This is a genomic window from Nocardia sp. NPDC004415 (assembly GCF_053602435.1).
In genome coordinates this window covers 142,839-167,280 of record NZ_JBSGDP010000003.1, presented here as the reverse complement: position 1 = coordinate 167,280, position 24,442 = coordinate 142,839, and the positions used below count along the sequence as shown (strand labels likewise).

Sequence of the window (24,442 nt, the reverse complement as noted above, 5' to 3'; positions counted from 1 at the left end):
TCGGCCGCGATCTCGGCCAGCACCCGAGGGTCGGCGAGCTCCCCGAACGGCGGGAGATACACCCCGTGTCGCAGCACCATTTCCGCAGTGTAGAGCTATTCCGCAGCGATCTTCGCGCACTCGTCACGTTTGTCCGGGATGTCGTCCGGGTAGTCCGAATAGGCGACGACGAGAGGTATGTGCATGTCACAGGAATCGAAATCGGTGCTGCACCGCGCAATCGGTGCATCGGCGATCGGAAATGCGGTCGAATGGTTCGACTACGGTGTCTACGCCTATCTGGCCACCTATATCGCCACCTCCCTGTTTCCCGGCGACGGCGAGTCGGGCATGGTGTTCACCCTTCTCGGTTTCGCCCTCTCGTTCCTGATCAGGCCGATCGGCGGCATGATCTGGGGCCCGCTCGGTGACCGGATCGGCCGCAAGCGGGTGCTCGCGACCACCATCATCCTGATGGCAGGCTCCACGCTGTGTGTCGGCCTGATCCCGAGTTTCGACATGATCGGCATCGCCGCGCCGATTCTGCTGTACGCACTGCGGATGATCCAGGGATTGTCGGCCGGTGGTGAATACGGTGGCGCCGCGACATTCATGGCCGAATACGCGCCCGACCGCAAACGCGGTTTCTACGGCAGTTTCCTCGAGGTCGGCACGCTCGCCGGTTTCACCCTCGGCAATCTGGTGGCACTGCTGCTGGTGAATCTGCTCGACGACGCGTCCATGCATTCGTGGGGCTGGCGCATCCCGTTCCTGATCGCCGCGCCGCTGGGCCTGATCGGCATGTACCTGCGCAGCCGCGTGGAGGACACCCCGGTCTTCCGCGAGGTCGAGAGCAAAGACGAGACCGAGGAGACCGTCGGCGTCTACCGCGACCTGCTCACCCGGTACCTGCGCCCCGTGCTGACCCTGTTCGGCCTGGTCATCGCGCTGAACGTGGTCAACTACTCGCTGCTGAGCTACACCCCGACCTATCTCGGCTCCGCGCTGGGGATGGAGCAGTCCGACGCGCTGCTGGTGCCGCTGATCGGCCAGGCGGTCATGCTGTTCACGCTGCCGTTCCTGGGCGCGCTGTCGGACCGGATCGGGCGCAGGCCCATGTGGATGTTCTCCTGCGCGGCCATGATGATCGCGGTGATCCCGGTCTACATGCTGATCGGCACCTCGCTGACCGGCGCGATCGTCGGCTTCGCGATCCTGGGCCTGCTCTACGCGCCGCAGCTGGCGACGATCTCGGCGACCTTCCCCGCGATGTTCCCGACCATCGTGCGCTTCGCGGGTGTGGCGATCGGCTACAACGTGGCGACCTCGATGTTCGGTGGCACCGCCCCGGTCATCAACGAGGCGCTGATCAGCGCGACCGGCGATCACTTGATCCCCGCGTACTACATGTTCGGTGCCTGCCTCATCGGCCTGATCGCGGCGTTCTTCCTGATCGAGACCAAGGGTGTCTCGCTGCGCGGCACCCAGGTGCCCGGTACGCCGGAGGCCATCGAGGAGCAGAAGGAACTCGGCGATCTGCCCGAGGCCGAACTGACCCCGGTGAAGTAGGTCAGAGCCGCGCGGCGGCACGGAAGACGGTCAGCGCGTCCTCACCCAGGTGCGGACCGCTGACCTCCACCGGCACCGTCGCGGTGGCCACCAGCTCGGCACAGGTGATCGTGAACGCGGGCCCGCCCGGCAGAATCCGCCCGAACTCCGCGGCCGCCGCGCCGAACACGATCCGCCCGACCCCCGCCCACACCATCGCCGCCGCGCACATCGGGCACGGCTCCCCGCTGGCGTAGACGGTGGCACCCCGCAGCCCTTCGGCCTTGCCCGCCGCCGTCGCCACCGTGATCGCGACCAGCTCGGCGTGCGTGGTCACATCCCCGGTGGTGTTGACCGCGTTGACCCCCTCCGAGAGCACCTTCCCGTCCACATCCACGGCCACCGCCCCGAACGGCCGGTCCCCGAGCGCCAGGGCCTGCCCGGCGAGCTCGACAGCCCGCCGCAGATGAATGCTGTCGATCTCGGTGAGTGCGGTCATCGCCAGAGCCCACTTCCGTTCCGATGCCGTCGACCCCGGGTGCCGCCGGACTTGGTGAATGCGGTCGGCGCCGAGTCTACGACCTCACGATTCGGGCGAGTCACCCTTGCGTGCCCACGCTCGAATCGTCGGCGGGGCGTACAACCATCCCTGTTCGTCCGCCAGCTCCGCTTGCGCAGTGGTGATCGTCTCCGGCGCGACACCGAGGCCGACCAGCGTGTCCTGTGCCTGCGACCAGGTGAGATCCCACATCCGCGCCATCGGCGAACCTCCGCGAAAGATCGGGATGTCCGCTTCGGCGTGGACGTCGACGAGACCGAGCGACGCCAAGCGCGCAGGCAGGTTCCTGGCCCACGACTGGCTGGCACCGGCGTGCTCGGTCGAACGCGCGAACGCGCGCCAGACCACGCCGAACGCACCGGGCATCACGTCGAGCACGCCGAGCCCGTCGCCTTCTTCCAGCAGGAGAATGCCGCCGGGTGCCAGCGCGCGGACCAACCTCTCCAGGACGACCTCGCGCTCGGCGATGTGCAGAAGCACGAACCGGGTATGAACGAAATCGAAGGCGCGTTCGGGGATGTCGCCGGAGACGAGATCGAGCTCGGCGACTTCGCCACCGAGGCCGGGCAGGTCGGCGAGGTGGCGCGGGTCGGCATCCACCGCGAGGACCCGGCCGCCCGGCAATGCGGCACCGCACAGCCAGCGCGCGAACGACCCGCCACCGGCACCGGCTTCCAGGCATCGCCATCCCGCGCGCACGCCCAGCCGTCGAGCGAGCGCGATGCTTTCCGGGTCGTAGGCCGCGCCGAGCAGGGCCAGGCGTTCGTCCGCGAGCTCCCACGCGTTCGGCAGCGTGTAGTACGAGTCGCCCGACGAGGAGATCGATGGAGACCAGCTCATCCCTCAGACGCTAGGCCCGGAAACCCTGCGCCCGCATGGCTACTCGCGTCCGGTGATCGAAGCCACACCGGTGTCGGCCGTTGTCAGGTCGTGGTCGGGTGGGCTCGTGCCGCGGTGTGGAGGGCGCGGCGGGCGGCGTGGATGGCGGTGCCGTTGCGGTAGGCGAGGTGGGTGCGGCGGCGGGTGGTCAAAGGGGTGAGGGTGACGTCGAGGGGGTGGGTGGGGAGGGCCATGCCGGGGACGATGGCGGTGCCTGCGCCTGCGGCGACGAGGGCCAGGACGGTGTCGAAGTTGTCGGCATGGTGGCGGATGTGGGGGGTGAAACCGGCGGCCTGGCAGACGCGCAGGGTCATGGTGTGGCAGAGGGTGCCCGCGGTGCCCGCGATCCAGGGAGCCGTGCGCTGGGCGAGGAGGGGGTCGGAGGCGGACACGGGGTGGGGGGTGGCCAGGTGGACGGTGTCGGTGTGCAGGGGTTCTGTTTGGAGGGCGGGGCCGGGGTCGGCGGGGACCAGGTCGTAGTCGTGGGTGAGGGCGATGTCGAGCGTGCCCGCGCGCAGGGCGTCGGGAGCGTCGGCGGGGTCGATCTCGGTGACGGTGAGTTCAAGGTGGGGGTGTTCGGTGCTCAGCGCGACCAGGGCGGGGGAGAGCAGGCCGCGGGCGGCGGTGGGGAAGGCGCCGATGCGCAGGGTGCCCACGAGATCGTCTCGGGCGCAGGCCAATTCGGCGTCGGCGTGTTCCAGCGCGGCCAGGATGGTCTCGGTGTGGCCGACCAGCAGCTGCGCCGCGGGGGTGAGGGCGACCCGGCGGCCGGTGCGTTCGAGCAGCGGGACGCCTGCCTCGCGTTCGAGGGCGGTGAGCTGCTGGGAGACCGCCGAGGGGGTGTAGCTGAGCGCGTCGGCGACCGCGGCGATGGTGCCGCGGTGGGCGAGTTCGCGCAGCAGGCGCAGCTTGCGGACATCGAGCATCAGTTCAGCTTAGGTGTTTCGTCAAGAATGTGAACTGGACCTGATGTATCACGGGGTCGAGCATTGGAGTCATGACTTCGCTCCACGGACTCTTCGTCCCGCTGATCACCCCGTTCACCGCCGATGGCGCCCTGGCCGCCGACGCGCTGACCCGCCACGCCCACCGCGTCCTCGACGCGGGCGCCACCGGCCTGGTCGCGCTCGGTACCACCGCCGAGCCCGGCGCGCTCACCTCCGGCGAGCGGGCGCGGGTCCTCGACATCTGCGCCACCGTGAGCGCCGAGCGCGGCACGCCGCTGATCGTCTGCGTGGGTGGCACCGCCACCGCGGCGGCGGTCGAGGCGATCACCGCGCTGCCCGTCGACGCGGCCGCGGTGCTCTCGGTGGTGCCGTACTACGTGCGGCCCAGCGAGGAGGGCGTGATCGCCCACTTCACCGAACTCGCCGCGCACAGCCCCGTTCCCGTGCTCGTCTACGACGTCCCGTATCGCACTGCCCGCCCGCTCACCGGCGACACCCTGGTGCGCCTGGCCGCGATCCCGAACATCGCCGGGTTCAAGCACAGCGTCGGCGGCATCGACGCGGCCACCGTGGAACTGATGGCCCGCGCCGGAACCGCCACGACGGTGCTCGCCGGGGACGACCGCTTCGCCTCCGCCCTGCTCGGCCTCGGCGCCCACGGCGGCATCCTGGCCGCCGCCAATGTCGCTCCCGGCGCCTACTCCGAGCTGGTGGCCGCCTGGCGCGCCGGGGATCTGCTCAGGGCCCGCGAGATGGGTCACCGTCTCGACGCGCTCGGGGCGGCGCTGTTCGCCGAACCCAACCCCACGGTCATCAAGGCGGTCCTGGCCGCCCAGGGGTACATCCCCAGTCCCGCGGTCCGGCTGCCACTGCTGCCCGCCTCCGAGCCCGCGACGTCGGCCGCCCTCGCCGCGGCGACACTCCTCGGCGACGACATGATCCTCCCTGGTCAGCACGCTGTCTGACCACGAACATGAGATTTCGCTGGTCATCGGCGCCGAAAGGTGTCAGGCTCAAGCGGTGACGAAACCTCCGGATATCGGCGCCGCCGATCCCACTTCCGACAAACTGGACGCCGCCGTACTGAAGGTCGCCGGCGTGGTCGTCCTCGGCGCGGTGATGTCGATCCTCGACATCACCGTCGTCACCGTGGCGATCCCGACCTTCATGGCGGATTTCGACGCCTCCGTCGAGGTCGTCGCCTGGACCATGACCGGCTACACCCTGGCCCTGGCCTCGGTCATCCCGATGACCGGCTGGGCCGCCGACCGCTTCGGCACCAAACGCCTCTACATGGCCGCGCTGACCTTCTTCATCCTCGGCTCGGTGCTGTGTTCGATGGCGTGGAGCATCGAGTCGCTGGTGGCCTTCCGCGTCGTCCAGGGCATCGGCGGCGGCATGCTCATGCCGCTGGGCATGACGATCATGACCCACGCGGCGGGCCCGCAGCGGATCGGCCGGGTGATGGCCGTGCTCGGCGTGCCGATGCTGCTCGGCCCGATCTGCGGCCCGATCCTGGGCGGCTGGCTGATCGACTCCTTCAGCTGGCACTGGATCTTCCTGATCAACCTGCCGCTGGGCCTGCTCGCGCTGGTGCTGGCGTTCGTGGTGTTCCCCGCCGACAAGCCCAAGCCTTCCGAATCGTTCGACTTCGTCGGCATGCTGCTGGCCTCACCGGGCCTGGCCCTGTTCCTGTTCGGTGTCTCCTCGATCCCGGAGAAGGGCACCGTGCTCGCCGCGCGGGTCCTGATCCCGGTGATCGTCGGCGCGATCCTGCTGGTGGCGTTCGTGTTCCACGCACTGCGCACCGAGCACCCGCTCATCGATCTGCGCCTGTTCCGCAACCCGTCGCTGCGCTTCTCGGTGCTGACCATGTCGCTGTTCGCGACCGCGTTCTTCGGTGCGGGTTTCCTGCTGCCCAACTATCTGCAGCAGGTGCGCGGGGAGACCGCCTTCGACTCCGGTCTGCTGATGGCGCCGCAGGGCATCGGCGCCATGCTCACCATGCCGGTCGCGGGCTTCCTCGTCGACAAGATCGGCCCCGGCAAGATCGTCATGTTCGGCATCACCTTCATCACCATCGGCCTGGCCGGGTTCACCCAGCTCGGCGCGGACACCTCGTACCTGATGATCGGCAGCGCGCTGTTCGTGATGGGTCTGGGCATGGGCTGCACCATGATGCCGGTGATGACGGCCGCGATCCAGACACTCACCCACGCGCAGGTCGCCCGCGGCTCGACGCTGATGAACATCATCAACCAGACCGCCGCCTCGATCGGCACCGCGACCATGTCGGTGGTGCTGGCCTCCCAGCTCAACAATCACGAGGAGGCGGGCATCGGGATCGCGGCCACCGTGAATCCCGAACTCGCGTCGCAGTTCCCGGCGGCGGTGATCGAGCAGGGCAGGCAGCTGGCCGCGGAGGCGTTCAGCAACACCTACTGGGTGACGGTGATCCTCGCGGCGCTCACCCTGATTCCCGCGTTCTTCCTGCCCCGCACCAAACCGAAGGCCCCGGTCGACCCCGAGGCCGCGATGATGGTCTGACCCCGGACATCGCGGAAAGCCCGGGCCGAACAGCACAGTTCGGCCCGGGCTTCGTCGTCGGTGGGGTCAGCCGTAGAGCTTGACGAAGGCTTCCAGCGAGCGCTCGATGTCGCCGCGCAGTGCCTTGGCCACCGCCGAGCCGATCGGACCGAACAGCGGCGCGCCGCCCAGGTCGATGTCGACCTTCACCTTGGAGCCGCTGCCGTGCGGCTCGACGATCATGCCGAGACCGAACTTGGTGCCACCGATGCCCGTGCCGCGCAGTTCCAGGCGCCGCGGCGGTTCGGCCGTGCGCACGGTCCAGGTGACCTTGTTGCGGAAGCCCTTGACCCGCGCGATGCCGACGAGCACGGTGCCCGCGGTCAGTTCCTCGGGCAGCGTGCCGCGCCACGCCTCGTGAATGGTCAGCCAGTCGCCCAGGTGGGGCAGGTCGGAGGCATGGGCCCATGCCTCGTCCGGCGGGACGGGGACATCGACGGAGAGCTGGAGTTTCGCCACGCCCGGATAGTATCCGGTACCCGAGGTTCCGTTCCGGGCGGCTCGAGGCATAGCAAACCAGAATAGATCAGTTGCCCAATACCACGGGCGGCTTTCGGCCGGAAATCTGATGGCGGACAGGACGATCCGGCCTCGGGAACGATCATGGTGCTGCTAGGGTGTGCGGGTCGCTGGAACCGGAGTGTGTGTATCGGGTAACCGATACATCGCCCGGCTCCGCGAATGCCTCCCGGGCCGGCCGGTGAGGGCCCACCGACCAGGGCGCCCAGTGGTCGACGACGACGAAAGATCTGATGAACTCAGGAATCGCGGTGCTGTTACTGATCATCGGGGCTCCGCTGTTACTGCTCGCGATGGGTGTCGCCGTCCTGGCGATGCGCAACGAACGCCAGCAACGGCTGCGCACCGATGCCGCCGTCCGGGAACGCCTCGCGATGGAGGAGGCCGTGGTCGCGTTGGCGCAGACCACGTTGCCCGCCATCACCGACGCCGTGCGCAGGCACGAGATCCCGCAGGTCGGTGTCGAGATGCCCGCCGAGCTGGCGGAATCGCGACCCGGCCAGGCGCTGCAGTGGATCGCGACCGGGCACGCCGAGGACCTGCGTGCCGTCGCCGAGGACACCAGGGCGATGGTCGAGCGCTACAGCGAACAGCGCCGCACCGCCGAGGTGCAGGCCGCCCACGAGCAGGCGGGCAACGAACTCTCGGCCGCCTCGCGCGCGGCGACCAGCGCCGCGGTGCGCTCGTTCGGTACCTCGGTGGTCAGCCTCGGTACCGACCTCGGGCAGGTGGTGAGCACCGCGCTGCGCGAGCACCGCGACGACGCGATCTACGAGACGCTGACCCGCATCGACCACACCGTGCAGCAGATGATCCGCCAGGCGCAGTCCTATGTGATCGTCTCCGGTGGCCTGCCCGGGCGCCGGTGGCCGCAGCAGTCGCTCACCGACGTCGTCGGCGGTGCGACCGGCCGGGTCCGCGAATTCCTGCGGGTGCGCTCGGGCCAGTCCGACCGGGTGGTGATCAGCCGCGCGGTGGAACCGCTGGTGCACACGCTGGCCACCCTGCTCGACAACGCGCTGCGGTATTCGCCGCCGTCGTCGTTCGTCGAGGTCGGGTTCCAGGAGGGCCACCACGGCGTCACCGTGATCATCGACGACGCGGGCATGCGGATGAGTCCCGAACAGCTCGAGGACGCCCGGCAGGTGCTCAGCGGTGAACGCCCCGTCGACATCCACGATCTGGGCCCCGCGCCCAAGGTCGGCTTCCCCGGCATCGCCGCGCTGGCCCGGCGCTACGGCTTCTCCGTGCACGTGGACGGCCCCAACATCTTCGGCGGTATGCGGGCGATGGTGTATGTGCCCGCCGCGCTGCTGGTCTCGGGCGCGGCCCCGCGCCTGCCCGAACCCGAACTCACCGCGCCGGCGCACGTTCCGGTGCCGGTGCCCGACCTCGTCGAGCCCGAACGCGGCGCCGAGGTGCACGAGATCACCAGCGGCGGGCTGCCCAAGCGCCGCCGCAGGCCGGTTGCCCCGGATTCGGCGGGGGCAGTCACCGAATCGGGGCAGGCTCGCCCCGAACTCGCCGCTGCCTGGCACAGCGGTTCCCGCAGCGGTCGTGCCGCTGCGGCCGAGCGAACCACGGAAGGAACAGCCGATGAGCACACCGGTGGCCGATAGCACGAACCGATTGGCGTGGCTGCTCGGGGATCTGGAGATCCCCGGCGTCCGCTTCGCGGTGCTGCTGTCCGAGGACGGACTGCGCATCGCCCACTCCCGTGGTGTGGCCAAGGACGACGCCGAACGCTTCGCCGCGGCGGCCTCGGGCCTGCGCTCGCTCGGCAAGGCGCTCGGCGAGTTCTGTGGGGGCTCGCAGAACGCGGTGCGCCAGAACATGACCGAGTACGACGAGGGCATGATCATGATCACCGCCGCCGGAACCGGTGCGCTCCTAGGCGTGGCGACCACGCTCGACGTCGACGTCGCGCTGGTCGCCCACCGGATGAACGAGCTGGCCTCCCGGGTCGGCCACGAGATCGGCAGCGCGCCCCGTCACGGTGGCAGGTAATGACGCGCGGCAGGCGTGATCCCGACCTCGTCCGGTCCTATGTGCGGGCCGGTGGACGGGTCAAGGCCGCGCGGGAACTGGATCTGGTGACCCTGATCCGCGCGGTCGCCGACCCGCGGCCCGACCACCGGCCCGACCAGCGCCGGGTGCTGGCGTTGCTGAGCCGCCGTGGCGCGCTCTCGATCGCCGAGCTGTCGGCCTATCTCGATCTGCCCGCCTCGGTGGTGAAGATCCTCGTGTCCGATCTGCTCGACAGCGGACATCTGCAGTGCCCCACTCCGGCCGAGGTGAAGCCGGAACTAGCGTTGATCAAGGAGGTGCTGCATGGGCTCCGTGCCCTCGCGGGCTGAGGTCGATTACGTCGCGGATACCGTGACGCGCTCGGTGAAGATCCTGGTGGCAGGCAACTTCGGCGTCGGGAAGACCACCTTCGTCGGAACCGTGTCCGAGATTAGGCCGCTGCGCACGGAGGAGACGATCACCGAGGCCAGTATCGGCGTCGACGACATGGCGGGCCTGGGTACCAAGGTGCAGACCACCGTCGCGCTGGACTTCGGCAGGCTCACCCTGAATCCGCAGTTGGCGCTGTATCTGTTCGGCACCCCGGGACAGGAACGTTTCGCCCCGCTGTGGGAGGAGCTGGCCCGCGGCGCGCTGGGCGCGCTGGTACTGGTCGACACCCGTCGCATCGAGAAGGCCGACGACGTGCTCTCCGCGCTCGAGCAGCGTGGCGTGCCGTACGCGGTGGCGGTCAACGAGTTCGAGGGCTTCCGCCGCTATCCGCTCGAGGAGATCCGCGAGGCGCTGGACCTGGCGCCGGAGACGCCGGTGGTGGCCGTCGACGCGCGCCGCCGCGATCACGGCCTGCGCGCGCTGATCACGCTGGCGGAGTTCCTGTTCCACCGGCAGGAAGTAGCGGCGTCATGACGCTGGATCTCTCGATCGACGAGCGCGTGCCGATGTACGCGCCCGAGTTCGCCGCCGACCCGCAGGCGGCTTACCGCGAGATGCGGCGCCGCTTCGGTTCCGTGGTGCCCGTGGAGCTCTCGCCGGGGATCCGGGCGACGCTGGTCATCGGCTATCACACCGCGGTGCGCATCCTCAACGATCCCGAGCACTTCCCGGCCGACCCGCGGCTGTGGCAGCGCGACATCCCGCAGGACTGCCCGGTGCTGCCCATGCTGCAGTTCCGGCCTGCCGCGCTGCGCACCACCGGCGCCGAGCACGCGCGCTACCGGCAGGCCAATGTGGCCGGCATCGCCGGGGTCGACCTGTACGCGATGCACGCCACCATCGAACAGTTCGCCATCCCGCTGATCAACAGTTTCTGCGCCACCGGCTCGGCGGATCTGCTGAGCCAGTACGCGTTTCCGCTGGTCTTCCAGGCGCTGAACTCGATGCTGGGGTGCACGCCCGAGATCGGTCAGCAGGTGGCCACCGGCATGGCCCAGATCTTCGAGGGCGACGACGCGGAGGCGGGCAACAATCTGCTGGCCAGCGCGCTGTCGGACCTGGTCGCGTTGCGCCAGCGCGAGCCCGGCGACGATGTCGCCACCCGGCTGCTGCACCACCCCGCCGCGCTCACCGACGAGGAGATGGTGCACCAGCTGCTGGTGCTCTACGGCGCCGGGATCGAGCCGATGCTCAACCTGGTGGTCAACACGCTGCGGCTGATGCTCACCGACGACCGCTTCGCCGGTGATGTCCTGGGCGGCAGCCTGTCCACCCGTGACGCGCTCGACGAGGTGCTCTTCACCGACCCGCCGCTGGCCAACTTCTGCATGACCTATCCGCGCCAGCCGGTCCTGATCGACGAGATGTGGCTGCCCGCCAACGAACCCGTCGTGATCTCCATGTCGGCGTGCAACAACGATCCGGCCATCGCGGGCCGCGACGTGGTCGACAATCGGGCGCACCTGGCCTGGAGTGCGGGCCCGCACGGGTGCCCGGCCAAGTCGGTGGCCTACCTGATCGTGCAGGACGCGATCGACCAGCTGCTCGACGCGCTGCCCGAACTGCGCCTGGCCGTGCCCGCCGAGGAGCTGGTGTGGCGGCCCGGTCCGTTCCATCGTTCGCTGGCCGCGCTGCCGGTGGAGTTCCCGAAGACGCCGCCGCTGCCGATGCCCTGAGCCGTCACCGCGGACGCAGCGCCGGACCGACGAAGCGTTCGACCAGCGCGCGTTCGGCGGCCGCGTCGGGCAGTGGCCAGGTGAGCAGCGAGAGCACGACCCGCACGATCCAGCCCGCGGCCGCGTCGTCGGGGGCGATACGGGTGAGTGTGGTCGCGAGGTGTCCGAGTTCGGGTGCGGACGCCAGCAATCCGTCGGTGCCGGGGGAGCGGTGCCGGGTCAGCCACTGGTGCAGCACCGGATCGGCGCGCAGGGCGGCCACGGCGGCCAGGATCGCCTCGACCGGCCTGCGCTGCGCGGGAATCTTGTCGACGGCGTGGTCGATGCGCGCGACCACGCCGCCCGCGGCCCGCAGCACGACCGCGCGCACGAGCTGGGGTCTGCCGCCGACGTGGCGGTAGAGCGTGGCGCGCGAGCAGCCCGCCGCCGCGGCGATGTCCTCGGCGGTGACACTGTCGATGCCGTGTTCGAGGAACAGTGCCAGTGCCGTGCGTTCGATGCGGTCGACGGCCGCGGCCCGGCGGTCACCACCGGTCAGCCAGTCGTCGTGTCCGGTCATCGGTCCTCCTCGTGTCTCGGCATGAGACGCATTCGCGAATCTGTCTAGCCGAATCAGCGCTGGAAGGTCGGTGTTTCCGCGGAAACCACCGGATGGTGGTCGCGGCGGCGCCGTCTCAGTGCGAGACAGTCGTTGACCGGATGACCGTGGCGGCGCACGGTGGGCGCCGACACCCCTGACCCGGAAAGGCCGCCATGACCACCGACCTCGCGGCGTTCGACCTGTTCGACCCGGCCGTCCTCGACGACCCCGCTCCGCTGTATCGCGCTCTGCGCACCCACGCGCCGGTGTACCGGGTGCCGGGCACGGACTTCTTCCTCGTCGCCTCCTGGGCGGCGGTCGCCGAGGCCGCCGCCCGCACCACGGACTTCTCCTCGCACCTGACCGGCGTGCTCGTCGCGAACCCCGGCGCGGCGCCGGTGACCTTCGACCTGGACGCGGCGGGCGAGGCCGTCCATGTCCTGGCCACCGCCGACGGCGGCACGCACGCCGCGCATCGCGGCCTCGTCGGCCCGGCCCTCGCCAAACGCGTTCGCGCGCTGGGTCCGGTCGTCACCGCGCTCGCCGACCGGCTCTGGACCGAGGAACTCGACGACGACCGGATCGACTGGGCCACCGGTATGGCCGACCGCCTGCCGCTGGCCGTGATCGCCGAACTGGTGGGATTCCCGGCCCGGGACGTGCCCCGGCTGCTCACCTGGGCCTACGACTCCACCGAGATGCTGGGCGGGGTGGTCGCCGAGGGGCGGATGGCCGCGCTGGTCACCTCCGCCGCCGAACTCGCCCACTACGCCTACCTGGCCCTCCAGGAGGCGACAGCGCGTGGTGCGCAACCGCATACGCTGCTGGCCGTCCTCGTGGCGGCGGTGGCGGACGGGCGCATCGACGAGCAGCAGGCGGTGCTGATCCTGGTGCAGCTGATCGGCGCGGGTGGGGAGTCGACCGCGGGCCTGATCGCCGCGGCGGCACGCATCCTGGCCACCGACCACGCGCTCCAGGCCACGCTGCGCGCCCGCCCGGACCTGGTCCCGGCCTTCCTGGACGAGGCGCTGCGCCTGGAATCACCGTTCCGCGGTCATCACCGGCACGTCGTGGCCGGCACCCGCCTCGGTGGTGTCGACCTGCCCGCGGGCAGCCACCTGCTCCTGCTGTGGGGTGCGGCCAACCGCGATCCGGCGAGGTATCCCGATCCCGACACCGTCGACCTGACCCGCCCGCGCGGCCGATCCCACACCGCGTTCGGGGCAGGCGCGCACTTCTGCATCGGCTCGACCCTGGCCCGCCTCGAGGCCACCGCCGCGATCAGCCTGCTGCTGGAGCGCACCGCGCACATCTGCCTGCGCGCCGACGCCCCACCGCGCTGGGTGCCGAGCCTGTTCGTCCGGCGGCACGCGAGCCTGCCACTGCTGGTCACTCCACGCTGAGCCGGGGCACCGAGCACGACGAATTCGGCGTGGGTCGCGCAAGTTCGCCGCGGCGACCCGCCCGCCCCGCCCACAACCATGAAAAGTGCTCTTGTTGCGAACTGGTGGTCCTATCCGCAAACTCCGGCAAATCCCGGGAACGCCCCGAGCAGCGGGATTAACCGGAGTGTTGCGGTGGGTGGATACCGGTTGGTTCGGCGGGCGATGATTCGCCGAATTCGCACCGTGGGGATTCGGCCCCGGAATACCGGCTGGTAACGGTATTTCGGAGCGAAAGCGACCCTTGACGGTTGATCTTCGCCGCCCTACTGTCCCACTCTCTCGAAATGTTTCCGGACGGCACGCCGGCCCCTGCCGTCCCCCGTATGCGTTTCCAAGGAGTATTCACGTGAGAAGTCGATTTCTTTTCCTCGCCGGTGCGATGGTGGTGGCGCCCCTCGCGACGCTGCTCGTCCCCGTCGGAAATGCCCAGGCGCACGGCTGGGTCACCGGCCCCGCCAGCAGGCAGGAACAGTGCGCCCGCGGACTGGTGTCCTGCGGTGCGGTGAAATACGAACCCCAGAGCGTGGAAGGCCCCAAGGGGCTCACCTCGTGCAGCGCGAACAAATATCCCGAACTCGACGACGACACGCTCGGCTGGATACCACAGAAAGTCTCCGGCGCGACCACTTTCACGTGGAAGAACACGGCCAATCACCGCACCCTGAATTGGGAATACTTCCTCGGGAACACCAGGATCGCCGTCATCGACGGCCGCAATGAACAGCCGCCGATGGAAGTCACCCACACCATCGATCTCTCACCGTATTCCGGGCGCCAGAAATTGCGCGCGGTCTGGAACATCGGCGACACCGCCGCCGCGTTCTACAGCTGCGTCGACCTCGAGATCGGTGGCGGCGGCAGCACCCCGACCACCACCCCGACACCGACCACCACCACGCCCCCGCCCACCACGACGGTTCGGCCGACCACCACGAAACCCCCTGCCACCACCACGAATCCGCCCGCCACCACCACACCCGGCGGCGGTCACCACCACCCGACGACCACCGCGCCCGCCTCCTCCGCGTGGCGCCAGGGCGCCACCTACGCCGTCGGCGACAAGGTCACCTATCAGGGCGTCACCTACACCTGCCGACAGGCGCACACTGTGCACGACCCCAACTGGACGCCCCCGAACACCCCCGCCCTCTGGTCGCGCGCATGAATCGTGTGTGTTCTCCCACCATGAACGCGCCGATGGGGTGAGGATTGGGACGACTCGAAGGGACGTGAGAGATGAGTGACAGGAAGTTCGCTTTCGCCATCGCGGCCACCGGCGCGACGGTACTGGCGATGACGATCGGCGCACCCGGCGCCTCGGCGGGTGTTTCGCAGTTGACCGTCAAACCGAATATCAGTGTCGGGTCGTCGACCAATTACGGCACCGGATGCACCTATCAGTTGCTGGCCCGGCTCAGTATCGGGATCGTCCCCGTGTCCTACTACGACAACGGCCAGTTGCTGGCCGTTGTCGCCCCCACCGATGGTGTCGCCATGTACAACTGGGTGCCCGCCTACGAGGGCGTCCACACGCTGACCGCCTACCAGGACGGCATCGGCAGCAGCGCCACGGTGTCGGTGGGCCGTGGCTACCACTTCGGCGAGAACTGCGTGGTCACCGGCGGCTGATCCGGCACACCACCACCGGCCCGGTCCCTCGCGGACCGGGCCGGTTGTCGTCTACCGGGTATCACTTCTTGGCGTCGGCCTTCTTCTTGCTCGCCTTCTTCGCGGGCTTCTTCGGATCCGACCCGTTACTGCCCGCCGTGCCCGCCGGTTCCGCGGCGGTGACGACCAGGTCGTCGTCGACCACCTCGACCCGCACCGTGGCACCCGGTGTCAGCCCACCGTCGAGCAGCAGCCGCGAGATCCGGTTGTCGAGCTCCTTCTGCACCGTGCGCCGCAGCGGCCGCGCACCGAACTCGGGCTGGAAACCGCGCTCACCCAGCCAGTCCACCGCCGGTTCGCTGATCTCGAGATCGATGTCCTGGGCGGCGAGCATGCGTCGCGTCTTGTCCAGGATCAGGTTGACGATCCGTTCCAGCTGCGACTTGTCGAGCCGGTGGAACACCACGGTCTCGTCGATGCGATTGAGGAATTCCGGCCGGAAATGCTGCTGCAACCGTTCCATCAGCTGCGGCGTGATCGCGTCCAGATCGCCCTCGGGGGCCTTCAGAATCAGATCCGAGCCGATATTGGAGGTCATGATCACGATGGTGTTCTTGAAATCGACGGTGCGGCCCTTGGAATCGGTGACCCGCCCGTCGTCGAGCAGCTGCAGCAGCACATTGAACACATCGGGATGCGCCTTCTCGACCTCGTCGAACAGGATCACCGAATACGGTTGCCTGCGCACCTTGTCGGTGAGTTGCGCGGCATCGTCGTAGCCGACATATCCGGGCGGCGCGCCGACCAGTCGCGAGACCGTGTGCTTCTCCTGGAATTCGCTCATGTCGAACCGGATGAGCCGGTCCTCGTCCCCGAACACCGCCTCGGCCAGCGCCTTGGCCAACTCGGTCTTGCCGACACCGGTGGGCCCGAGGAACAGGAACGAACCGATCGGCCGGTTCGGGTCCTTGAGCCCGGCCCTGGCCCGGCGCACCGCCTCGGCCACCGCCACGATCGCCTCGTCCTGACCGATCACCCGCTTGTGCAGCACGTCCTCGAGTTCCAGCAGGCGCTGCTTCTCCTCGGCGGTGAGATCGGCGACCGGGATGCCGGTCTGGCGCGAGATCACCTCGGCGATGTCGACCACGTCGACCACCGGATCGGTCGAGGTGAGCCCGGACTCCTCGAGTTCCTCCTCGGCCGTGGCGATCTCGGCCTTGATGGCGGTGGCGCGCTCGTAGTCCTCGGTGTCGACGGCGGCGTCCTTCTCCCGGTAGAGCCGGGCGATGTGCTCGTCGCGGGCCTTCACCTCCGGATCGGGTGTGCCCGAACGCAACCGGACCCGCGCGCCCGCCTGGTCGATCAGGTCGATCGCCTTGTCGGGCATGAACCGGTCGGTGATGTAGCGATCCGAGAGCTGCGCCGCCGCCACCAGCGACTCGTCGGAGTAGCGCACCTGGTGGTGTTCCTCGTAGACATCGGACAGGCCGCGCAGGATCTCCACGGTGTCCTCCACGGAGGGCTCCGACACCATCACCGGCTGGAACCGCCGCTCGAGCGCGGCGTCCTTCTCGATGTACTTGCGGTACTCGTCGATGGTGGTCGCGCCGACGACGTGCAGTTCGCCGCGCGCCAGGGCGGGCTTGAGCAGATTGCCCGCGTCCATCGACCCCTCGCCGCCGCCCCCGGCGCCGACGATGGTGTGCAGCTCGTCGATGAACACGATCAGTTCGTCCTTGTGGGCCCGCACCTCGTCGAGGATCTTGGTCAGCCGCTCCTCGAACTCGCCGCGGTACTTGCTGCCCGCCACCAGCGAGCCGACGTCGAGGGCTATCACCCGGCGATCGGCGAGCGTGGAGGGCACGTCATCGTTGACGATCCGCTGCGCCAGCCCCTCCACGATGGCGGTCTTGCCGACACCCGGATCGCCGATCAGCACCGGATTGTTCTTGCGGCGGCGCGAGAGGATCTCGATGGTCTGCTCGATCTCCTCGGCCCGCCCGACCACCGGGTCGACCAGGCCCTCCCGCGCCTCGGCCGTGAGGTCGCGGCCGTATTCGTCCAGCGTGGGGGTGTCGGACTTGTCCCGTTTGCGGCTGCCCGCACCGGCACCCGGGGTCGGGGAGGCCCCCGAGGACCCGCTCTGGCTGGCCGCGAGACCGGCGACCAGGGCCTGGGCGGCGACACTGTCGGGCAGCGAGGCGATGCCGAGCAGGATGTGTTCGGGGCCGATATAGCTGCTGCCCGCCTGGGCGGCCTGACGCTGGGCGGCGCGCAGGGCGAGCTTGGTGGCGGGGCTGAGGGTGATGTCGGTGATGTCGCTGTCGCTGGGTGAACCGGTGTCGAGATAGTCCTGCATCTGCTCGGCGACCTGGTCGGGGTCCAGGCTGAGTTCGGCGACGATACTGCGTCCGGGTTCGGCTTCGGTGGCCGCGTAGAGCAGGTGTTCAGGGGTGATCTCGGTATTGCCCCACTCCTGGGCCGCCTCGCGGGCCGAACCGACGAGCAACTTGGCGTTGTCGGTCATCAACCGGCCCAGATCGATGCGCTGTACGGGTGGTTTCGAGGACATCCCGGATCCGAAGAATCGCTGGAAGATGTCGTCGAAGGAGTCCATCGAACTCGGCCAGCTCGCAGTCATTCCCTACCTCTTCGCTCGTCGGGCCGCGCCGCGGCGGCCGCTCCTGCTGATCGGGTCGGTGCTGCCAGCAATCTTTCGGCATCCGTGGACACGGTGCAAGCGGTTGGACAGTTTCACATCTGCAACGTCGTGAGGTGTGGCGCGCAAACCAAACTCCGGCGAAATCGGTCCGAAACCACCGGTTTTGTCTGATTCTTGATCACGGAGCGACACGGCCGGGTAGCGTGACGACCCGCGCGGAGGGTATCGACCGCCGCGCCCATTTTTGCCCGCCGACCGCGCTGGTCGAACAGGCCGACGGGAAGAAGAGCACGGAGTTTGGTCACCGACGTCATCGATGTCACCGCGGATTTCACCATCGCGCGACAGGCATTGTGGGATGTACTGCTGGATCCGCAGAGCTATCCGCGGATGTTCACCGGGATCGGCAGCTGCGAACGAGTGGAACGCCCCGACGGGGCGGTGGTCTGGCAGGTCCGCGTCGGTTCCGCCGACGCGGGGATCCAGACCCACGAGTTCGTCCTCGAGATCGGCCGCTGGTACGAGAGTTTCGAGCTGCGCAGCAGGCAACTGGGCAGCTTCGCTTCCATCCGGTTGCGCGGCGACCAGCAGCGCACCCGCCTCGACATCACCCTGTTCGCCGCCGCCCGGGTGCATCCGGCGCTGGAACAGCGCAACAACTCGGCGGTGACCGACTGGGTGCGGGCCGGGCTGCGCCGCACGGCCGATGTGATCGCCGGGACCAGGTCCTCGGTGGTAGTCAATGCCGAGCGTTCGGTGCTGCGCCGCAATGCGGGGGTGGCGCGCAGTATCGCCGCCACCGGGCTCATGCGGCCGGAACCGATGTCGATCGTGCGGCAGTTGCGTTCGCTGTCGAAGTGGGGTTTCAACCTGGCCGGTGGCTACGCGGCGGGGGCGGCGCACGCGCCGGACCGGGTCGCGCTGATCGATCCGCACGGGCAGCGCACCTTCGGCGAGGTCGACGCCAGGTCCACCGCGCTGGCCGGGGCCATGCACGCGCTCGGGCTGCGCGCCGGTGACGCGATCGGCCTGCTGGCGCGCAATCACGCGGGCATGGTCGAGACCATGGTCGCCGCGGGCAAACTCGGCGTCGACGTGGCCCTGCTCAATGCCGGGCTCTCGGGCAGGCGGATCGAGGAGATCGTCCAGCGGCACCGGCTCAACGCGGTCTATGTCGACGGCGAGCTGGAGAAACTGATCCGCTACCTGCACAACGACGTCCCGCGCTTCACCACCGACGACCGTCCGCCGAACCTCGAACGCACCACGATCGAGCGCCTGATCGCACTCGGCCACGGCGATTTCCCGGTCCCCGCCCATCCCGGTCGGCTGATCGTGCTCACCTCCGGCACCAGCGGTTCCCCCAAGGGCGCGCGCCGCCCGCACGCCAAGGGGTTCGGCACCATCGCCGCGCTGCTGTCCCGGATTCCGCTGCGCGTGGAAGAGGTCGTACTCATCCCGGCGCCGCTGTTCCACACCTGGGGCCTGGCCGGGTTGCAGCTCAGCACCGCGCTGCGCGCCACCGTGGTCCTCAGCGACGGGTTCGACGCGGTGGAGTGTCTGCGCGCGGTCGCCGAGCACAAGATCACCACCCTGATCGTGGTCCCGACCATGGTCGAGCGGTTGCTCGACGTGCCCGACGCGGTGCGCGCGGGGCTGGACCTGTCGAGCCTGCGGCACGTGGTCAGCTGTGGCGCGCCGCTGGCCGGGGCGACGGTGCTGCGCTTCCTCGACACCTACGGCGACCTGCTCTACAACGTATACGGTTCCACCGAGGTGTCCTGGGCGAGCGTGGCCACCCCGGCGGACCTGCGGGTCTCGCCGACCACCGCTGGCAGGCCGCCGCTGGGCACCCGCGTCGCGGTGCTCGGCCCGGATCTGCGCCCGGTGCCGGTGGGCACCACCGGACACATCTTCGTCGCCAACCACATGCTCTTCGACGGCTATGTGAACTCCGCGCCGCCGGAGGAGGCCGACGGCATGCTCGACACCGGTGACCTGGGCTATCTCGACGCGGCGGGCCGGTTGTTCGTGGCGGGCCGCGACGACGAGATGATCATCTCCGGCGGCGAGAACGTCTTCCCGCGCCCGGTGGAGGAGGCGCTGGCGCACCTGCCGCAGATCACGGAGGTGGCCGTGGTGGGGGTGCCGGACCGGGAGTTCGGGCAGCGGCTGGCCGCGTTCGTGGTGAAACGCGAAGGGGCGGGCCTGGATTCGGACATGGTCCGCACCTACATCCGCAATCGGCTCAGCCGGTTCTCGGTCCCGCGCGACGTCACGTTCCTCAACGCGCTGCCGCGCGGGGAGACCGGCAAGATCCTCAAGCGGGTGCTGGTGCGCCCGGAATCGGCGCTGAGCGAATAGCTCAGCGCGGCGATTCGCGGCCCGGTCCGGCCAGCGCGCGCAGGAAGAACGCGAGATTGGCCGGACGTTCGGCCAGCCTGCGCATGAAGTACCCGTACCACTGCTCGCCGTAGGGGACGTAGACGCGCAGGTGATCGCCCGCCGCGGTGAGACGTCGCTGCTCGTCGGCGCGGATGCCGTAGAGCATCTGGTACTCGTACTCGTCGGCCTTGCGCCGCGCCGAGCGCACCCCGACCCCGGCCGCGTCGAGCATGGCCGGATCGTGCGAGGCGATCATCGGATAGCCCGCGCCCGCGGTGAGGATCGCCAGGCACCGCAGATACGAGGCGTCGACCTCGGAGCGCTCCCGGAAGGCCACGCCGACGGGTTCGTCGTAGGCGCCCTTGCACAACCGGATGCGCGAGCCGGGGTCCGCCAGGGTGCGGCAGTCCTCCTCGGTGCGGCGCAGATACGCCTGCAACACCGTGCCCAGCCACGGATAGTCGGTGCGCAGCTCCCGCACGATCGCCAGGGTGGAGTCGGTGGTGGTGTGGTTCTCGGCGTCGACGGTCACCCACAGACCGGCGGCCTCGGCGGCCGCGCAGATCTCGCGGGCATGCTCGCGGGCCACCGCGTGCCCGTCACGCGGCAGCGCCTGGCCGAGCGCGGACAGCTTCACCGAGACCTCCAGCGGCCGCACGGCTCCCGCCGCCACCGCGGCCTGCGGGAGCCGCCCGAGCGCGGCGATCAGCGTGCGGTACTGCTCGACGGTCGCCTCGGCACCGGCGAGGTCGGTGGTGTCCTCGCCGAGGTAGTCGATGCTGACGAACCGGCCGGACCCGACCAGGGCTTCGGTTGTGCGCACCGCCTCCTCGACCGTGGTGCCAGCGACGAAGCGGGACACCACGTCACGGGAGAGCGGCAGCCGGGTGATCGTGTGCTCGAGCCGCGGCGAGCGCGCGGCGGCCAGCATGGCCGAACGCAGCATGGCCGACATCAGCCGACCTCCGGTTCCTGGTGCGGGTAGCGGTGCTCGGTGGGCGGGGTGAAGGTCTCCTTGATCGTGCGCGCCGAGGTCCAGCGCAGCAGATTCTGGGCCGAACCCGCCTTGTCGTTGGTGCCCGAGGCCCGTCCGCCGCCGAAGGGCTGCTGGCCGACCACCGCGCCCGAGGGCTTGTCGTTGATGTAGAAGTTGCCGGCGGCGAAGGTGAGCCGGTCGGTGGCCGCGGCGATCGCGGTGCGGTCCTCGGCGATGACCGAGCCGGTCAGGCCGTACGGGCTGCCGCGGTCGACCAGGTCCATGGCGTCGGCGAAACCGGTCGGGGTGCTGTCGTCGTAGACGTGCACGGCCAGGATCGGGCCGAAGTACTCGGTGTGGAACGCCTCGTCGCCGGGGTCGTCGCCGACCACCACGGTCGGTTCGACGAACCAGCCGACGCTGTCGTCGCTGTGCCCGCCCGCCACGACGGTCAGCCCGGGCGTGGCCTTGGCACGTTCGAGCGCGGCGACATTGCGATCGAAGGCCCGCCGATCGATCAGGGCGCCACCGAAGTTCGAGAAGTCGGTGACATCGCCGTAGCGCAGCGCGGAGGTCTTCTCGATCAGGTCTTCCGACATCACCGTCCACACCGAGCGCGGCACGAACGCGCGCGAGGCCGCCGAGCACTTCTGACCCTGGTAGTCGAACGCGCCGCGCAGCAGCGCGGTGGTGAGTACCGCCGGATCGGCCGAGGGGTGCGCGAGCACGAAGTCCTTGCCGCCGGTCTCGCCGACCAGTCGCGGATAGGTGCGATACCGGTCCAGTTGCTGGGCCACCGCCCGCCAGAGCTGCTGGAAGGTGCCCGTCGACCCGGTGAAGTGCACGCCCGCCAGACGCGGATCGGCCAGCACGACCTCGGAGATCTCCGGCCCTGGCCCGTTGACCAGGTTGATCACCCCCGGCGGCAGCCCGGCCGCCTCGAGCAGCCGCATCGTGAGGTAGGCCGCGACCGCCTGCGAGCGGGCCGGCTTCCAGACCACGGTGTTGCCCATCAGGGCGGGCGCGGTCGGCAGATTGCCCGCGATGGCGGTGAAGTTGAACGGCGTCACCGCGTAGACGAACCCCTCCAGCGAGCGGTACTGCATGCGGTTCCACACCCCGCGCGTCGAGAGCGGCTGCTCGGCCAGGATGCCGCGCGCGAAGGACACATTGAACCGCCAGAAGTCGACCAGCTCGCAGGGCGCGTCGATCTCGGCCTGATAGGCCGACTTGGACTGCCCGAGCATGGTCGCCGCCGCGATCCGCTCACGCCACGGGCCGGCCAGCAGGTCGGCGGCTCGCAGGAAGATCGCGGCGCGGTCCTCGAACGGCATCGCCTGCCAGGCGGGCGCGGCCGCGCAGGCGGCGGTGACGGCGGCGGCCGCGTCGGCGGCACTCGCGTCGCGCAGGGTGCCGAGGACGGCGGCGTGCCGGTGCGGCTGGACGACCTCGAAGACCGGACCGTCACCGCGGACCGCGCGGCCGCCGATGACGTGGGTGATCTCGGTGGGAGAGGCCGCCAGCTCGGCCAGCGCGGCCTGCAACCTGCGGCGTTCGGGGGTTCCGGGAGCGAAGCTGCCGACGGGCTCGTTGACCGGCGTCGGCGTGGTCGCGATGGCATCCATGGGTGCGGCTCCTGCGTCGTCGGGGCGGGATGTGACGTAGTCAACTCCGATCTTGCGCGCGCATAATCGTCTGATCGGATGAATGTCGCGGTGTGTCTTCATCCGATCCGCCAAAGCAGGAGGCCGTCGATGCCGGAGGACGCCATCACCCTCGGTGCGCTGCTCGCCGCGCTCGACCACACGGTGGCCACGCTGGTCGAAGCGCCCGCGGGGGAGCAGGTGACGCTGCGCTCGGTCGCGCTCGGCGAACCCGCCGACCTCGCCGGCATCTCCGGTGCCCTGCCCGAGGTGTATCTGCTGGTCGGCGCGGACGCGGCGGCCACCGGGGCGTGGCTGCACACGGCCGGGAAGCGCGAGCGGTCGCACCGGCCCCGGGTGCTGATCACCAAGAGCGCCGACGACGCGCCGGTACGCGCGGCCGCCCGGGACGCGGACATCGCCCTGGTACGGCTGCACCGCGAAGCCCGCTGGGACCAGGTGTTCCCCCTGGTCCGTCGCCTGGTCACCCGAGCACCCGCGCGCCGCACCCCCGCCGGCGACCACGACCTGCTCGCCCCGGACACCGACCTGTTCGGCCTGGCTCAGGTGGTGGCCGGGGAGACCGGCGGCATGGTCTCCATCGAGGACCCGTCCTCGCACGTGCTCGCCTACTCCGCCTCGGACTCCTCCGCCGACCGGCTGCGCATCGAATCCATCCTCGGCCGCGAAGGCCCCGCCGACTACCTGCGCATCCTGCGCGCCTGGGGCGTGTACGACCGGGTCCGGCGCAGCGACGAGGTCGTTGACGTCCCCGAACATCCCGAACTCGCGATGCGCCGCCGCCTCGTCGTCGCCATCCGCCGCGGCACCGGCGCCCAGGCCAGAATGCTCGGCACCCTCTGGCTCCAACAGGGCGCCCGCCCACTGCGCCCCGACGCGGCCCAGGTCCTCCGCGGCGCCGCGGCGGTAGCGGCCCGGATCATCGCCCGCAGACTCGACGCACCCTCGACCGAGGCCCTGCTGGTCCGCCGCCTGTTCGGCGCACACGGCGACGGAGTCGACGTACCGTCGGTCGTCGCGGCCCTCGGCCTGCCTGTCGAGGGCCCCGCCGCAGTGATCGGCTTCGCGGCCCTCCGCACGGCCGACGGAGTCGGTTCGGCGTCAGCGCACGGCGTGAGTGCCGGGCGCGGTTCGGGAGCGGCGCGCGGCCCGAGTGTCGGGCGCGGATCGGGAGCGGCGCCCGGCTCGAGTGCTGGGCGCGGTTCGGGAGCGGCGCATGGCCTGAGCGCTGGGCGCGGTTCGGCGGCGGAGATCGGCTCGGCAGCGGGGCATGGCCGGAGCGGCGGGTCCGGTTCGGCCAGTGACATCGGTTCGGGAGCCGCGCTCGGTCCGGTGGCCGGGTTGGTGACTTCGAGTGGCCTGATCCGGTTGTACGCCAGTGCTTTTCGTGACGATTCGGTGACCGAGGCGATCGGTGATCGGGTCTATGTGCTGGTGCCCTCCTATCATTCGGCCGCCGGTGTGGGTTCGTGGGTTCGCGAGCTGGTCGCGCAGCTCGAGCAGGCGCGCGGCCTCGTTGTCCGGGCCGCGATCGCAGCGCCCGTCGCCGGGCTCACCGCCGTCGCGGCGGCCCGCGAGGAGGTCGACCGGGTGCTCGACAGCCCGGCCGACCCCGACGCGCGCGTCACCACCCTGGCCGAGGCGCGCACCGCGGTACTGCTGACCGAGATCATCGAACTCATCCGCGACCGGCCCCACCTGCACGACCCCCGCCTGGCCGCCCTCGACACCTACGACCGCGCCCACGCCGCCGACCTGCGCGCCACGGCCCGCGCCTACCTGCGCGCCCACGGCGAGGTGAGCGCTGCCGCCGCCGCGCTGCGCATCCATCCGAACACGCTGCGCTACCGCCTGCGCCGCATCGAGTCCGTCCTGGGCATCAGCCTGAACGACCCCGCCGACCGCCTGCTGCTCGAGCTGCAATTGGCCGCGGCTCCCGACCCGTCGACCTAGGCCGACTCCGGGGCCC

General features: G+C 70.0%; 21 protein-coding genes. 13 read left to right on the top strand and 8 right to left on the bottom strand.

Going from position 1 to position 24,442, the window contains the following annotated elements; all coding sequences use genetic code 11:
* Nucleotides 1-183 precede the first annotated feature (183 nt).
* Nucleotides 184-1,548, top strand: coding sequence for an MFS transporter (locus ACWEMY_RS02815; RefSeq protein ID WP_452388607.1), 1,365 nt, complete (start codon nucleotides 184-186; stop codon nucleotides 1,546-1,548).
* Between the two features lies 1 nt (nucleotide 1,549).
* Here ACWEMY_RS02815 and ACWEMY_RS02810 read toward each other — a convergent pair whose 3' ends face one another.
* The 3 genes from ACWEMY_RS02810 to ACWEMY_RS02800 form a co-directional block, all read right to left on the bottom strand.
* Nucleotides 1,550-2,026 carry a nucleoside deaminase gene (locus ACWEMY_RS02810; protein ID WP_452388606.1) on the bottom strand — a complete coding sequence of 159 codons (477 nt, stop codon included), beginning with the start codon at nucleotides 2,024-2,026 and terminating at the stop codon, nucleotides 1,550-1,552.
* 84 nt (nucleotides 2,027-2,110) lie between these two features.
* On the bottom strand, nucleotides 2,111-2,926 hold the full coding sequence (locus tag ACWEMY_RS02805; protein ID WP_452388605.1) for a class I SAM-dependent methyltransferase: 816 nt from the start codon (nucleotides 2,924-2,926) through the stop codon (nucleotides 2,111-2,113).
* Between the two features lie 83 nt (nucleotides 2,927-3,009).
* Nucleotides 3,010-3,891 carry a LysR family transcriptional regulator gene (locus ACWEMY_RS02800; protein ID WP_452388604.1) on the bottom strand — a complete coding sequence of 294 codons (882 nt, stop codon included), beginning with the start codon at nucleotides 3,889-3,891 and terminating at the stop codon, nucleotides 3,010-3,012.
* Nucleotides 3,892-3,962: 71 nt separating this feature from the next.
* On the opposite strand from ACWEMY_RS02800, the gene dapA reads away from it, so the two are divergent.
* Nucleotides 3,963-4,877, top strand: a complete 915-nt coding sequence (dapA, locus tag ACWEMY_RS02795) for a 4-hydroxy-tetrahydrodipicolinate synthase (RefSeq protein ID WP_452388603.1) — start codon at nucleotides 3,963-3,965, stop codon at nucleotides 4,875-4,877.
* Between the two features lie 55 nt (nucleotides 4,878-4,932).
* On the top strand, nucleotides 4,933-6,459 hold the full coding sequence (locus tag ACWEMY_RS02790) for a DHA2 family efflux MFS transporter permease subunit (RefSeq protein ID WP_375926679.1): 1,527 nt from the start codon (nucleotides 4,933-4,935) through the stop codon (nucleotides 6,457-6,459).
* 66 nt (nucleotides 6,460-6,525) lie between these two features.
* On the opposite strand, the gene ACWEMY_RS02785 is transcribed toward ACWEMY_RS02790, so the two are convergent.
* Complete coding sequence (locus ACWEMY_RS02785; protein WP_375926682.1) at nucleotides 6,526-6,957, bottom strand: type II toxin-antitoxin system Rv0910 family toxin; 432 nt, start codon at nucleotides 6,955-6,957, stop codon at nucleotides 6,526-6,528.
* A gap of 293 nt (nucleotides 6,958-7,250) precedes the next feature.
* Here ACWEMY_RS02785 and ACWEMY_RS02780 point away from each other — a divergent pair, with 293 nt between their 5' ends.
* The 5 genes from ACWEMY_RS02780 to ACWEMY_RS02760 are packed head-to-tail and all read left to right on the top strand — an operon-like array spanning nucleotide 7,251 to nucleotide 11,153.
* The gene (locus tag ACWEMY_RS02780; protein ID WP_452388602.1) at nucleotides 7,251-8,636 is read left to right on the top strand and encodes a sensor histidine kinase; all 1,386 of its coding nucleotides are present in this window, start codon (nucleotides 7,251-7,253) and stop codon (nucleotides 8,634-8,636) included.
* Entirely contained in the window at nucleotides 8,614-9,024 is a 411-nt protein-coding gene (locus ACWEMY_RS02775) for a roadblock/LC7 domain-containing protein (protein ID WP_278262022.1), read from the top strand. The genes ACWEMY_RS02780 and ACWEMY_RS02775 overlap by 23 nt, the downstream gene beginning before the upstream one ends.
* Nucleotides 9,024-9,374, top strand: coding sequence for a DUF742 domain-containing protein (locus tag ACWEMY_RS02770; RefSeq protein ID WP_375926688.1), 351 nt, complete (start codon nucleotides 9,024-9,026; stop codon nucleotides 9,372-9,374). The genes ACWEMY_RS02775 and ACWEMY_RS02770 overlap by 1 nt, the downstream gene beginning before the upstream one ends.
* On the top strand, nucleotides 9,349-9,951 hold the full coding sequence (locus ACWEMY_RS02765) for a GTP-binding protein (protein WP_375926691.1): 603 nt from the start codon (nucleotides 9,349-9,351) through the stop codon (nucleotides 9,949-9,951). Before ACWEMY_RS02770 ends, ACWEMY_RS02765 begins: the two co-directional genes overlap by 26 nt.
* Nucleotides 9,948-11,153, top strand: coding sequence for a cytochrome P450 (locus ACWEMY_RS02760; RefSeq protein ID WP_375926694.1), 1,206 nt, complete (start codon nucleotides 9,948-9,950; stop codon nucleotides 11,151-11,153). Before ACWEMY_RS02765 ends, ACWEMY_RS02760 begins: the two co-directional genes overlap by 4 nt.
* 4 nt (nucleotides 11,154-11,157) lie before the next feature.
* On the opposite strand, the gene ACWEMY_RS02755 is transcribed toward ACWEMY_RS02760, so the two are convergent.
* Complete coding sequence (locus tag ACWEMY_RS02755) at nucleotides 11,158-11,712, bottom strand: TetR/AcrR family transcriptional regulator (protein ID WP_452388601.1); 555 nt, start codon at nucleotides 11,710-11,712, stop codon at nucleotides 11,158-11,160.
* 194 nt (nucleotides 11,713-11,906) lie between these two features.
* Between ACWEMY_RS02755 and ACWEMY_RS02750 the strand changes: the two genes are divergently transcribed.
* From ACWEMY_RS02750 to ACWEMY_RS02740, 3 genes are all read left to right on the top strand, one after another.
* Nucleotides 11,907-13,136, top strand: coding sequence for a cytochrome P450 (locus tag ACWEMY_RS02750; RefSeq protein ID WP_452388600.1), 1,230 nt, complete (start codon nucleotides 11,907-11,909; stop codon nucleotides 13,134-13,136).
* 388 nt (nucleotides 13,137-13,524) lie between these two features.
* A complete protein-coding gene (locus tag ACWEMY_RS02745; RefSeq protein ID WP_452388599.1) occupies nucleotides 13,525-14,343 on the top strand; it encodes a carbohydrate-binding protein in 819 nt (272 codons plus the stop codon).
* 71 nt (nucleotides 14,344-14,414) lie between these two features.
* Nucleotides 14,415-14,807: a hypothetical protein gene (locus ACWEMY_RS02740; RefSeq protein WP_452388598.1), complete on the top strand. Its 393-nt coding sequence runs from the start codon at nucleotides 14,415-14,417 to the stop codon at nucleotides 14,805-14,807.
* A 61-nt stretch (nucleotides 14,808-14,868) separates the two neighbouring features.
* Here ACWEMY_RS02740 and ACWEMY_RS02735 read toward each other — a convergent pair whose 3' ends face one another.
* The gene (locus tag ACWEMY_RS02735; RefSeq protein ID WP_452388597.1) at nucleotides 14,869-17,427 is read right to left on the bottom strand and encodes an ATP-dependent Clp protease ATP-binding subunit; all 2,559 of its coding nucleotides are present in this window, start codon (nucleotides 17,425-17,427) and stop codon (nucleotides 14,869-14,871) included.
* Between the two features lie 318 nt (nucleotides 17,428-17,745).
* On the opposite strand from ACWEMY_RS02735, the gene ACWEMY_RS02730 reads away from it, so the two are divergent.
* The gene (locus ACWEMY_RS02730; protein ID WP_452388596.1) at nucleotides 17,746-19,812 is read left to right on the top strand and encodes an AMP-binding protein; all 2,067 of its coding nucleotides are present in this window, start codon (nucleotides 17,746-17,748) and stop codon (nucleotides 19,810-19,812) included.
* Between the two features lies 1 nt (nucleotide 19,813).
* On the opposite strand, the gene ACWEMY_RS02725 is transcribed toward ACWEMY_RS02730, so the two are convergent.
* Nucleotides 19,814-20,788, bottom strand: a complete 975-nt coding sequence (locus ACWEMY_RS02725; RefSeq protein ID WP_452388595.1) for a proline dehydrogenase family protein — start codon at nucleotides 20,786-20,788, stop codon at nucleotides 19,814-19,816.
* The gene (gene pruA, locus ACWEMY_RS02720) at nucleotides 20,788-22,434 is read right to left on the bottom strand and encodes an L-glutamate gamma-semialdehyde dehydrogenase (RefSeq protein ID WP_452388594.1); all 1,647 of its coding nucleotides are present in this window, start codon (nucleotides 22,432-22,434) and stop codon (nucleotides 20,788-20,790) included. The genes ACWEMY_RS02725 and pruA overlap by 1 nt, the downstream gene beginning before the upstream one ends.
* Nucleotides 22,435-22,563: 129 nt before the next feature.
* Here pruA and ACWEMY_RS02715 point away from each other — a divergent pair, with 129 nt between their 5' ends.
* A complete protein-coding gene (locus ACWEMY_RS02715; protein WP_452388593.1) occupies nucleotides 22,564-24,426 on the top strand; it encodes a PucR family transcriptional regulator in 1,863 nt (620 codons plus the stop codon).
* The last annotated feature ends 16 nt before the right edge of the window (nucleotides 24,427-24,442 follow it).